This is a genomic window from Rhizobium sp. BK251, assembly GCF_004345245.1.
Classification (GTDB): Bacteria; Pseudomonadota; Alphaproteobacteria; order Rhizobiales; family Rhizobiaceae; genus Rhizobium.
On the sequence record NZ_SLUQ01000002.1, the window covers coordinates 658,446 to 670,104 of the forward strand.

Annotated in this window: 11 protein-coding genes and 1 pseudogene; 5 read left to right on the forward strand and 7 right to left on the reverse strand. The window is 62.0% G+C overall.

The window, feature by feature from the left end:
• The first annotated feature begins 102 nt into the window (after nucleotides 1–102).
• Complete coding sequence (locus EV286_RS07040) at nucleotides 103–2,073, forward strand: OmpA family protein (protein WP_132956292.1); 1,971 nt, start codon at nucleotides 103–105, stop codon at nucleotides 2,071–2,073.
• Nucleotides 2,074–2,130: 57 nt separating this feature from the next.
• On the opposite strand, the gene mobB is transcribed toward EV286_RS07040, so the two are convergent.
• The 4 genes from mobB to moaA all read right to left on the reverse strand — a co-directional run bounded on the left by mobB (nucleotide 2,131) and on the right by moaA (nucleotide 5,360).
• A complete protein-coding gene (gene mobB, locus EV286_RS07045) occupies nucleotides 2,131–2,646 on the reverse strand; it encodes a molybdopterin-guanine dinucleotide biosynthesis protein B (RefSeq protein WP_132956293.1) in 516 nt (171 codons plus the stop codon).
• The gene (gene mobA / locus EV286_RS07050) at nucleotides 2,643–3,266 is read right to left on the reverse strand and encodes a molybdenum cofactor guanylyltransferase MobA (RefSeq protein ID WP_132956294.1); all 624 of its coding nucleotides are present in this window, start codon (nucleotides 3,264–3,266) and stop codon (nucleotides 2,643–2,645) included. Before mobA ends, mobB begins: the two co-directional genes overlap by 4 nt.
• A gap of 12 nt (nucleotides 3,267–3,278) precedes the next feature.
• Nucleotides 3,279–4,190, reverse strand: a complete 912-nt coding sequence (locus EV286_RS07055; RefSeq protein WP_132956295.1) for a DMT family transporter — start codon at nucleotides 4,188–4,190, stop codon at nucleotides 3,279–3,281.
• A 123-nt stretch (nucleotides 4,191–4,313) separates the two neighbouring features.
• A complete protein-coding gene (gene moaA / locus EV286_RS07060; RefSeq protein WP_132956296.1) occupies nucleotides 4,314–5,360 on the reverse strand; it encodes a GTP 3',8-cyclase MoaA in 1,047 nt (348 codons plus the stop codon).
• A gap of 138 nt (nucleotides 5,361–5,498) precedes the next feature.
• On the opposite strand from moaA, the gene EV286_RS07065 reads away from it, so the two are divergent.
• The 3 genes from EV286_RS07065 (at nucleotide 5,499) to EV286_RS07075 (ending at nucleotide 7,841) form a co-directional block, all read left to right on the forward strand.
• Nucleotides 5,499–5,873, forward strand: coding sequence for a DUF971 domain-containing protein (locus tag EV286_RS07065; protein WP_132956297.1), 375 nt, complete (start codon nucleotides 5,499–5,501; stop codon nucleotides 5,871–5,873).
• 34 nt (nucleotides 5,874–5,907) lie between these two features.
• Entirely contained in the window at nucleotides 5,908–7,098 is a 1,191-nt protein-coding gene (locus EV286_RS07070) for a low temperature requirement protein A (RefSeq protein WP_132956338.1), read from the forward strand.
• A gap of 134 nt (nucleotides 7,099–7,232) precedes the next feature.
• Nucleotides 7,233–7,841, forward strand: a complete 609-nt coding sequence (locus EV286_RS07075) for a pyridoxamine 5'-phosphate oxidase family protein (RefSeq protein WP_132956298.1) — start codon at nucleotides 7,233–7,235, stop codon at nucleotides 7,839–7,841.
• Nucleotides 7,842–7,861: 20 nt separating this feature from the next.
• Here the strand turns inward: EV286_RS07075 and EV286_RS07080 are convergent, their stop codons facing one another.
• The gene (locus EV286_RS07080; RefSeq protein ID WP_132956299.1) at nucleotides 7,862–8,929 is read right to left on the reverse strand and encodes a GGDEF domain-containing protein; all 1,068 of its coding nucleotides are present in this window, start codon (nucleotides 8,927–8,929) and stop codon (nucleotides 7,862–7,864) included.
• 543 nt (nucleotides 8,930–9,472) lie between these two features.
• On the opposite strand from EV286_RS07080, the gene EV286_RS07085 reads away from it, so the two are divergent.
• Nucleotides 9,473–9,697 carry a hypothetical protein gene (locus EV286_RS07085; RefSeq protein WP_132956300.1) on the forward strand — a complete coding sequence of 75 codons (225 nt, stop codon included), beginning with the start codon at nucleotides 9,473–9,475 and terminating at the stop codon, nucleotides 9,695–9,697.
• 50 nt (nucleotides 9,698–9,747) lie between these two features.
• On the opposite strand, the gene EV286_RS07090 is transcribed toward EV286_RS07085, so the two are convergent.
• Together EV286_RS07090 and EV286_RS07095 are read right to left on the reverse strand one after the other, a co-directional pair.
• The gene (locus tag EV286_RS07090; RefSeq protein WP_132956301.1) at nucleotides 9,748–11,355 is read right to left on the reverse strand and encodes a fumarate hydratase; all 1,608 of its coding nucleotides are present in this window, start codon (nucleotides 11,353–11,355) and stop codon (nucleotides 9,748–9,750) included.
• A 112-nt stretch (nucleotides 11,356–11,467) separates the two neighbouring features.
• Nucleotides 11,468–11,659 (reverse strand): annotated as a pseudogene (locus tag EV286_RS07095) (glutathione ABC transporter ATP-binding protein GsiA); the annotation flags it as partial.

Below are 11,659 nucleotides of genomic sequence, written 5' to 3' on the forward strand. Positions count from 1 at the left end.
TATCGCCGCGCGTCGGCTTGTGCGCCGATCCGACCATAGAAGCGTCGGGTTTGGCCGCAAGAACCGCGGCTGCAAGATAGAAACTGAAATGAGGAAACCCGAATGGGAATGAAATCGAGACTGTTTGCCAGTGCAGCCTTCCCGCTGCTTTCGCTGTCGCTGACCTTCCATCCCGCCGCGGTCATGGCGTCGGCAGGAACGGTGGCGGCCGATGGGCAGACGGCCGTCATGCATCATGGCGCGGCTTCCGATGGCGCCTTCGAGGTCGCGCAGGATGCGGCACCCTCGGAAGAAGAATTGCTGAAACGCCAGAGCGAGCAGGCGCCACAAGCCGAGCCCGAGCAGCCGGCACCCGCGCCGGAACCCCAGGCGGAGGCACCAGTGGCCGAGCCGCAGGCCGAGGCGCCAGCGCCGGAACCGCAGCCGGAAGCACCCGCCGAGCAACCGCAGGAACAGCCTGCCCCGGCTGCCGAAGCAGCGCCGGAACCCGCACCGCCTGCTCCGGAACCCGAGGCTGCCGCCCCCGCGCCGGAAGCTCCGGCGCCCGAGCCGGCGCCGCCTGCCGCGGAACAGTCGGCGCCGCAGGCCGAGCCCCAGCCCGCCGCAGAACAGCCCGCCGGCGGGCAGCCACCACAGGAGGGACAAGCCGCCCCGGCTCCCGAGGCGGCTCCTCCAGCCAGCGGTGAGCCGGCTCCGGCACAGCCTGCCCAGGGCGGGCAGCCCGCTGATCAGCAGGCACAGCCGGATGGTGGCGCGCCATCGCCGCAGACCCCACCCGCCGAACAGCAGGGCAGCGGCAGCGCCGCGCCGGCGCAGGGGGGCGATCCCGTTCCGCAGGGCGTGCCCGCCGAAGGCGGCGAGCGCGTCGAGCAGCCGATACCGGCGCCGGAGCAGATCACGCCCGAGGAACTCGAGCGCCGCAAAGAGATCGCCGAGGATCCCTCGAAGAGCAGCGAAACCGTCATCCTTCCAGTCGAGAATGGCGCAGCCGTGCTCGATAGCGACAAGGAAGCGGAGCGGCGTGGCGGACGAAACGGCCGTGGTGAGCGTGATCGCCAGCGCTCGCAGGAGCGGGAGGTGAGGGTGCCGACGTCGGATGCCGATGCCCAGGTCGCCCCGCAGGGCCAGCAACGCCCGCCGGTGCGGATCGAGGCTGCGACCGGGGAGGAAGGGCGCCGCCTACGCCAGCGTCCCGACTTCACCCGGCCCGAAGGCGCTCGTTTCGGCGAGGCGCGCGACAACCGGGTCATCATGCAGTATGGCGACGACGTCTATGTCCGCAGCGACGACGACAGGCGTTTCCTGCGTGACGGCGAGCGGCCGATCTACGAACAGCTTTCGCGCGACCGCTATCGCGAGACGATCGACCGGCCGGACGGCTATCGCATCGTGACCGTGCGCAATCGCTACGGCGACATCATCCAGCGTTCACGCATCGACAGCCGCGGGCGCGAGTATGTGCTCTACTATTCGCCTGAGCTCTATGAGGATCCCGACCGCGATTACTTCCGCGATCCGGCTGAGGACCTGCCGCCGATGCGCCTGCGTATTCCGGTTCGCGACTACATCATCGACACCAGCAGCGATCCGGACAGGGACTATTACGACTTCCTGAGCCAGCCGCCGGTCGAGCCGGTAGAACGCGTCTACTCGCTGAACGAGGTGAAGTACTCGGCCCGCATACGCGACAAGGTCCGCCGCATCGACCTCGACACGGTGACCTTTGCCACGGGAAGTTCCGAGATCCCGATGAGCCAGGCAAGGACGCTCCGCAAGGTCGCCGATGCGATCAACGAGGTTCTCGAACGCGATCCGAGCGAGACCTTCCTGATCGAGGGGCACACCGATGCGGTGGGATCGGCACAGAGCAACCTCGTGCTCTCGGACATGCGTGCGGAATCGGTCGCCAACGTACTGACCGACGTCTACGGCATTCCTCCGGAGAACCTTGCGACGCAGGGCTATGGCGAGCAGTACCTGAAGGTCAACACCGCCGCAGCGGAGCAGGCGAACCGCCGTGTCACCGTCCGCCGCGTCACGGCGCTGGTTCGTCCCGTCGCAGCCAATCGATGAAAGCCGGGCTCCCTTCCTTGATGGGAGGGAGCTCCCTTGCCACCGCTGGCCGCGAACCTACTTCGCGTCAAGCCCGACGACGCCGGCGATAAAGTCGGCAATGGCATTGATATCGTTAAGGTCGAAGACCGGCAGACCCGTGTCGTCTACCGGATGGTCGGCGGCGATGGCGACGATGTGCGGATCCTCCGGCGCAAGCGGATCACGCCTGGCGGCCTCGAGGCGCCGGGCCTCGATCTTCGGGATCGGCTCGCGCTTGTAGCCCTCGATCAGAACGAGATCGCATGGGGCGAGGCGGGCAAGGATTTCCTCGAAGGCCGGCTCCGGCTCGCCGCGCAGTTCGTGCATGATCGCATAGCGCGTGCCGGAAACGATCGTCACCTCATGGGCACCGGCCTGGCGGTGGCGATAGCTGTCGGCACCGACTTTGTCGATGTCGAAATCGTGGTGGGCATGCTTGATAGTGGAGATGCGGTAGCCGCGGCGGGTGAATTCCGTAACCAGGCTAACGGCGAGCCCGGTCTTGCCAGAGTTCTTCCATCCCGCAATGCCGAATACCTTGGGTCGCGTCATTCAATAACCTCCAACCATTTCTCTGCGTCCGCAAGGTCCTGCGGATTGTTGACGTTGAAGAACGGATCGAGTTGACCAAGCCTCGTTTCGATCAAGGGAAATGATACTTCCCTAACGTCATGACGTAAAAGGAAGTCTCGGACGCGTCGGTTTTCGCCATTTTCGAGCCATGTCGCGAGGTCATCGGCCAACGCGGTGGACCAAAGCCCGAAAACGGGATGCTCTCGGCCCTGGCAGGTCGCGATGATGATCGAACGCGAAGCCTGCATATTATTCGATAGCCGACTAATCAAATCGCGTGGAAAAAACGGACTATCGATGGGGACGGTGGCCACATGGGACGCCTCTCCACCGGCGGCGTAGCGCATCGCGGCAAGGACGCCGGCGAGGGGGCCAGCCTTTCCGGGAATTTCATCCGGGACCAGCGGCAGCGCCTCATGGCCGGGCCGCTCCTCGTCGGCATTGAGTGCCAGGGAGGAGACCTGCGGGGCGAAGCGCGCAACGGCGCGATCGAGCAGGCTGATGCCGCCAAGCCTGACGAGCGCCTTGTCGGAACCCATACGCCGCGAGCGCCCGCCGGCCAGAATGACCCCTGGTATCGGAGGCGGGTTTGATGTCATCGGCGATGCTCCTCAGACGGTCGCCTTCGCCACCGGTTCCTGTACAACATGCGCGGCGGCGCGGCGCTTGCTTTCCCGATAGAAAGTATAGAGCCCGGAGCCGATGACAATCGCCGAACCGAGGATCGTCCAGAGATCGGGAACTTCTGCGAAGAACAGCATGCCGAGCAGTGCCGAGAAAATCAGGCTCGTATAGCGGAAGGGCGCCACGAACGAGATTTCGCCGGTGCGCATCGCCATGATGACCGACTGATAACCGACGAGCACGAGCACCGAGGCGAGCAGCAGGTGCGAGAAGGAGGTGAGCGTGACCGGTTGCCAGCCGCCGAGAGGCGCGACGCTGAGCGCACCGAATATGGAGATCGAGATCGCGGTGACGACGGTCACCATGAGCGAGGGCACCTCCGCCTTTATTCGGCGCGTGGCGAGATCGCGTCCCGCGGTCGCAAACACGCTTGCGACGACGAGCAAAGCGGCCGTCGTGAAGCCTTCGGGGCCGGGGCGGATAATGATGAGCACGCCGAAGAAGCCGACGATGATCGCCGTCCAGCGACGCCAGCCGACCGGCTCATGAAGGAAGAGAGCGCCGCCCAGCGTAACTGCCAGCGGAAGCGCCTGCAGGATCGCGGAGGCATTTGCTATCGGCATCATGCCGAGGGCGGTTATATAGGTGATCGCCGCGATGATCTCGCAGATGATGCGCAGGATGATCATCGGCTGGAGCATGACGCGCCAGGATCGCAGGGCGCCCATGTGCCGCGCGATCAGGTAGACCAAGAGGCTGGTGAAGAGGCCGCGCAGGAACATGATCTCGCCGGCGTTCATCTGGAAGATCACGGACTTGGAAAGTGCGTCGCTGCAGGAGAAGCCAAACATCGCGAGCGCCATGTAGATCGCGCCTTGCGAGTTCTTCGACTGTGCCATCTGGTAGAGTTCCGGTTGGTATCGCGCGCCTTCTTAGAGCGGTTCGCGACCAATTGGAATCATTTCCGGAGGGTTTGAAAAGAAATAGCCGGGGCGTGGCACTATGCGCACGGCGCGCATATGTCACCCACCGGTGACGCTCATGTGGCGGGCAACGGCGGGGCGATTGTGGGTGCGGTCGATGATGAAATCGTGGCCCTTCGGCTTGCGCGTGATCGCCTCATCTATCGCGGCATGAAGGAAGCCATTGTCTTCGGAAGCGCGCAGCGCCGTCCGCAGGTCTGCGGCGTCGTTTTGCCCGAGGCACATGTAGAGCGTGCCGGTGCAGGTCAGCCTGACGCGGTTGCAGCTTTCGCAGAAATTATGGGTGAGCGGCGTGATGAAGCCGAGGCGTCCGCCGGTTTCGGAAACCTCGACATAGCGCGCCGGGCCACCGGTCTTGTAGGGAATGTCGGTCAGCGTGAAATCACGTTCAAGGTCGGCGCGCAGCTTCGAAAGCGGCAGGTATTTGTCGGTGCGGTCTTCGTCGATCTCGCCCATCGGCATGGTCTCTATGACGGTGAGATCCATGCCCCGGCCGTGCGCGAAGCGCATCAGGTCCGGAATTTCCGCCTCGTTGAAGCCCTTGAGCGCGACGGCATTGAGCTTGATCTTCAGGCCGGCCCGCTGTGCGGCGTCGATGCCTTCCATCACCTTGGCAAGGTCGCCCCATCGCGTAATCGCCCGGAACTTGTCCGGGTCAAGCGTATCGAGAGAAACGTTGATGCGACGAACGCCGCAATCGTAGAGCTCTTCGGCGTGGCGGGCGAGCTGTGAGCCATTCGTCGTCACCGTCAGCTCGTCGAGGCCGGAGCCTATCTGTTTCCCGAGTTCGCGAAACAGGAACATGATGTTCTTGCGCACCAGCGGTTCGCCGCCCGTAAGCCGAATCTTGCGGACACCCTTCGCGATGAAGGCCGAACAGAGGCGGTTCAGCTCTTCCAGCGTCAGAAGGTCCTTCTTGGGCAGGAAGGTCATGTTCTCGGCCATGCAGTAGGTGCAACGGAAGTCGCAGCGATCGGTCACCGACACGCGCAGATAGGTTACCGCCCGCCCGAACGGGTCGATCATCGGCGCAGCATCCGCGTCGATCGGCGTCGCTCTGCCAATGGAACCGATATTGCTATTCACGAAGACCTCCAAACCCCTATCTTATGTGTGTATATGTGATTGCAGCGTCAAGGCAAACCACCATCAGATAAGCTAAAATACCCCTTGGTACCGCGTGAGCAAGGCTCGCGTTTCGGAAAACAGCGGACGGATGCAAAAATGAGCGATATTTGGCCAAGCGAACTTAGAGTTTCCAAGGATCGCCACCGACTCAAAGTCACCTTCAACGACGGAGCAAGTTTCGAGCTTCCGGCCGAGATGCTGCGTGTCCTATCGCCGTCGGCCGAGGTGCAAGGTCACGGCCCCGGCCAGAAGGTGACCGTGCCTGGCAAGCGCAATGTCGGCATCATATCGATGACACCCACGGGCAATTATGCAGTGCGCATCGGCTTCGACGACATGCACGATACCGGCATCTTCACCTGGGTTTACCTGCGGGAACTTGGCGAGCACGGAGGCGAGCTTTTCGCTGCCTATGAAGAGGACCTCAAGGAGAAGGGCATGAGCCGCGATGCCCCAACCACCACACGCTGAGCAAGTGAAAATGGCAAAGAAGGGGACGGAATACATGGAGACGAAGACGAGACGTCACTGGCTACGCGAAAGGGGGAGCTCTGCGGAGAGCAAGGTCTCCTTCCTCGAGCTGTTCTTTGACCTGGTCTTCGTCTTTTCCGTCTCACAGCTCGCCCATACGCTCGCCGCCCATTTCACCTTTCTTGGCGCGATCGAGGCAGCCCTGCTCGTCTTCGCCATCTGGTGGGTCTGGATATTCACCGCTTGGGTGACGAACTGGCTTGATCCGGAGAAGATGCCGGTCCGTTTCATGCTGCTGGTGCTGATGCTTGCGGCGCTCATCATGTCTGCATCCATTCCCGAAGCGTACGCAGAGAAGGGGCTGATTTTCGCAGGCGCCTACGTCTTCATGCAGGTCGGCCGCTCGCTTTTCACCCTCTTCGCGCTAAAGAAGGCCAACCAATCGAGCCATCTCACCTTCGTGCGCATCAGCTGCTGGCTCATTGTGTCGGGCGTGTTCTGGATTGCCGGTGGCCTTGCCGAGCACGAGACGCGGATTCTGCTTTGGGCGATCGCCGTGGCTATCGAATATGCGGGCCCCGCCGCCGGCTTCTGGGTGCCGTCGATAGGCAGATCGAGCGCAGCAGACTGGGATATTTCGGGCGCGCATCTCGCCGAGCGCAGCGCGCTCTTCATCATCATCTGCCTGGGAGAGACGATCATCGTCTCGGGCCGCACCTTCGCCGAGCTACCCGTGTCGTCGCTGACAAGCGTCGTGTTCGCGATCAGCTTCATCGGCAGCGTTGCGATGTGGTGGCTCTATTTCCATGCGGGGCACGAGCGCGCGGCGCAGCGCATAGAACATGCGCAGACTCCGGGAAGCCTGGGCCGCCAGGCCTTTACCTATGCCCATCTCCCCATTCTTGCCGGCATAATCCTCAACGCAGTGGCCGACGAGTTCACTTTTTCCCACCCGCATAATCCGGTCGATCCGGCGGCCGCGATTGCCATTCTGGGAGGGCCGGCACTCTTCCTTGCCGGCAATCTGTGGTTCAAAGGCGCGACGAGCCCGAGGCCGCCGCTTTCACATTTCCTCGGTCTGCTCCTGTTTGTCCTGCTGGCGTTCCTGATTCCGGTACTCGAGCTCTACCAGTTGGCTTTTCTGGCGACGGCCGCGCTTCTGGTCGTGGCACTCTGGGAATATGTATCCCTGCGCCGCACGACGGACGTGATTGTTGAGAGCTGAGAGCCGCCACGCCTGCCGGCGAAAGGGCCCGACCGCACTGTTGTTGTCCCGGCTATCGTTCGGGTGTCTGTCATCGTAACGTCATCAAGCGCCTGTACCGGGCGCACTTCATCTTCTGTAAAGGGCCAGAAATTATGCGGCTGATCACATCCGTCGAAGAACTCAACGAGCGCTATGGCGGCGTGACCGAAGCGTCCGTCGCCAAGGTGACGAAGACCCTGACGCCGCTCTATCGCCAGATGATCGAAACGTCGCCGTTCATGGCGCTGGCGACCGTCGGACCCGAGGGGCTCGATTGCTCACCGCGCGGTGACATAGGCGGCGTCGTCCGGGTGATCGACGAAAAGACGCTCCACCTGCCTGACTGGCGCGGCAACAACCGGGTCGACTCGCTTGCCAACATCGTGCGCGATCCGCGCATCGCCCTGATGTTCCTTATTCCCGGCTCGAACACGACGATGCGCATAAACGCCCGTGCGGTCGTTGCGATCGATGACGAGGTGCTCTTGAGCTTCGAGATGGATGGGAAGCATCCGCGCAGCGTCGTAGTGATCACTATCGATGAGGTCTATTTCCAGTGCGCCCGCGCCGTCATGCGTGCGGAGCTGTGGAATGCCGACCGGTTCGTGGATCCGTCAAGCCTGCCGACACCCGGCCTGCTGCTGAAAGCGGCGAAGGAGGACTTCGACCAGGAGACCTACGACCGCGAATGGCAGCAGCGTGCTGCAAAGACCATGTGGTAAAGGCGACGCTTCGCGCGGCGCTATGACTTGTAGATCAGCCAGCTCTTGGTGAAATCCTTCTGCATGCCGTCCTGATAGACGACTGTGCAGTTGCGGCCGGCATTCTTCGCGCAATAGAGGGCGATATCGGCCTTGCTGTAGAGCTCGCCGGGGTCACCGGCGGTCGAGGCCATGCAGATGCCGAGCGAGATGGTGATCGGGCCGTAGTTGACGCGGGTACGCGAGTTCTTGAACGGCGTCGTCTCGAGCGTGCGGCGGATGCGCTCGCAAAGCGCCTGGATCTCCTCGAGCGTGTTGCCCTCGAAGATCAGCGCGAATTCCTCGCCGCCGGTGCGTGCGACGAAGACTTCGCGACGCACATTGGCGCGGATCACGGATGCGACGGTCGCTAGAATCTTGTCGCCGACCGGATGGCCGTAGGTGTCGTTGACCTTCTTGAAGTGGTCGATATCGACCAGCACGAGTGCCGCGACGGGCAGCGTGATGGGATTGTTGTAGATGGCTGCAAGCCGGTCGTCGAAGGCACGGCGGTTGGCCAGGCGGGTCAGCGAGTCGGTATTGGCGATGCGCTTGTACTCGTCGAGTTCCTTGCGGACCTGGTCCATCTCCTGCGAGCGCTGGGTCATGTCCTCGACCGTGCGTTCGCCGTGGGCCATCGTGTCGCCCGTCGCCTCGGTCAGGATCGCGATGGCATTCTGGAGGAGGTCGGCGCTGGAGTGGCTTTTCGAGCTGATGCGCTTGAACGTCTCACCGAGAAGCTTGTTGTAGCTTTCGAGAGATGTCTGTTCCTGCCTGAGGACACGCAGCACGCCGTCGAGTTCGGTAATGATGCGCGAATGGGCATCATCGAAGATCCGGCCGGGATTGTGGTTGAAATGCTGGGCGCTGATTGCGTCCAGTTCTTCCTGGGTCGCGTGGCCGCCAAGGGCCGCCAGTTCGCGGGTGAGCGTCGGATTGGCGCCGATATAGGCTTCATAGAAGAGTTCGTAGTTGCGCGGGATCGGCGCGACGCCCATGGTCCTCATGGCATAGGTAATCTGACCTGCCACGTCCGGAACCGGCGCCTTTGGCGCAACGACCGTACTCATTCGGCGAACTCCCCGTCAAATTCAAAGACAACCTCACTTTTCGTAGCGTAAAATTCTTTGAAAAAGATTAAAGGCAGCATTACCAAAGATCACATGCAACATGTCCGTCCGACAGGACTCGCGTGTAATCTCATGATTTTGCAACGTTATTTCCTTGGCTTCGTGCCCAAGCGATGGCTAAATAAATCACTAGGCTATTTCCTTCCTGTGATTGCAACCTATGGTAATCATGCGACGAGATGACCGTCAACGCAGCGTTGACAATCGGTTCGCAAAGTTCGCTCTTATTGTTCAGCGCAGACGACCTTACTTTGTTGGGGAGTTTCGAGGCGAGCCCGGTGGGGCATTGCCATCGCGCGCACAGCCCTCGGGTTGCCTGTCGCATTGGCATGCCAGCCACGGCATTTTGCCTCAAGTAGCGCTCGGTTTCGGCAAGATCGGCCGGGACAACAGGAATAGGACATCATCTCGCCGTGACGATTCGAGTCGGCGAGCCGCTGGTGCCGATGCCGGCATCGAACCGTCAGGAAAAGGCAGAAGACAATGGATAAGTCTCGCCATATTTCTCCGCTGATTCTGCTCCTCGTCATGGTGGCGGCGTCGGGATACATGCTGGTCCATATCGGGGCCTTCAAGGGTGCGTTCCAGACGAAGATCCTGGCAACGCTGACTTCCGACGACGTCCTCTTCCCTGATGGTGTCGACGCAACCGGACAGGTTTCCTCGCTTGCCAAGACCGACCCCAATCTGACCTCTTCAATCCGATAGCCGCCTGCAGTCACCCGCACTGTCCGGCCGTCCCCCTGCGGCCCGACGCGTCAGCCGAGATTGAGCTCCTGGAAGAAGTCGTTGCCCTTGTCGTCGATGACGATGAAGGCCGGGAAATCCTCGACCTCTATCTTCCAGACGGCCTCCATGCCGAGCTCCGCATACTCAAGCACTTCCACCTTCTTGATGCAGTCCTGGGCGAGACGCGCGGCCGGGCCGCCGATCGAGCCGAGATAGAAGCCGCCATGCGTCTTGCAGGCCTCGCGCACGGCGCGCGAGCGGTTGCCCTTGGCGAGCATCACCATGGAGCCGCCGAAGGACTGGAACTGGTCGACATAGCTATCCATGCGGCCGGCGGTCGTCGGGCCGAATGAGCCGGAGGCGTAACCGGCCGGCGTCTTGGCCGGGCCTGCGTAGTAGACCGGATGGTTCTTCATGTAGTCCGGCATGCCTTCGCCTCTTTCCAGCCGCTCGCGGATCTTGGCATGGGCTAGGTCGCGGGCGACGATGATGGTACCGGAGAGCGAGAGGCGCGTCTTCACTGCATGCCTCGAGAGCTCGGCCAATATCTCGCTCATCGGCTGGTTGAGGTCGACACGGACCATCGATTCCGACAGTTTCGCTTCGTCGATCTCGGGCATGTATTTCGAAGGATCGGTCTCGAGCTGCTCGATGAAGATGCCGTCGCGGGTGATCCTGCCTTTGGCCTGGCGGTCGGCGGAACAGGAAACGCCGAGGCCGATCGGCAGCGAGGCGCCGTGGCGGGGCAGGCGGATAACGCGCACATCATGACAGAAATACTTGCCGCCGAACTGGGCGCCGACGCCGAGGCTCTGCGTCAGCTTGTGGATTTCCTTCTCCATCTCGACGTCGCGGAAGGCATGGCCGTTCTCCGAACCTTCGGTCGGCAGGTCGTCGAGGTAGCGCGTCGAGGCGAGCTTGACGGTCTTCAGGTTCATCTCCGCCGAGGTGCCGCCGATCACGATCGCAAGATGGTAGGGGGGACAGGCCGCTGTACCCAAGGTGAGGATCTTCTCCTTGAGGAAGTCCAGCATGCGGTCATGGGTCAGGAGCGAGGGCGTGCCCTGGTAAAGGAAGGTCTTGTTGGCCGAGCCGCCACCCTTGGCGACGAAGAGGAAGTCATAGCTGTCCGTGCCTTCCTCGTAGATGTCGATCTGGGCCGGCAGGTTGTTCTTGGTGTTCTTCTCCTCGAACATCTTGATCGGTGCGAGCTGCGAATAGCGCAGGTTCTTCTTCTCGTAGGCATCGAGAACGCCGCTGGCGAGCGCCGAATAGTCGCCACCCTCAGTCCAGACGCGTCGACCTTTCTTCGCCATGATGATCGCCGTACCCGTATCCTGGCACATGGGCAGCACGCCGCCCGCGGCAATATTGGCGTTCTTCAGGAGGTCGTAGGCGACGAAACGGTCGTTCTCGGTCGCTTCGGGGTCATCGAGGATCGCGGCCAGCTGCTTCAGGTGGCCGGGGCGCAGGAGATGGTTGATGTCGGCGAAAGCGGTTTCCGCCAGCAGCCGCATTCCCTCGGGCTCGACGGTCAGGATCTCCTGTCCCTTGAAGGTATCGACGGATACGAAATCGCCGCTGATCTTGCGATAGGGCGTGCTGTCCTTGGCGAGAGGGAAGAGATCATCAGCCATCGAATGGACCTTTCGTGCGGGCCGGAAAAGAAAGTCGCACCTGCTCTATTCGCGCCACCAGGCAATTGCAATCACTCTAAAACCTGCTGGTTTTCCTCAAGAAAAACGATGCTCATGCCATGACGAAGTGGCCGTTTTCGATCTGCCGGTATGATCGTTTCTCCGGGACGTATCCGGCTGGCCGGACGGGGCTCTTGAGTTCGTCGGCTGTGAGGTTTCTGCGGATGCCGCGGCGAGCGGGATCGGGGACGGGGACGGCGGCCATCAGCTTCTTGGTATAGGGATGCTGGGGATTTTCGAAGAC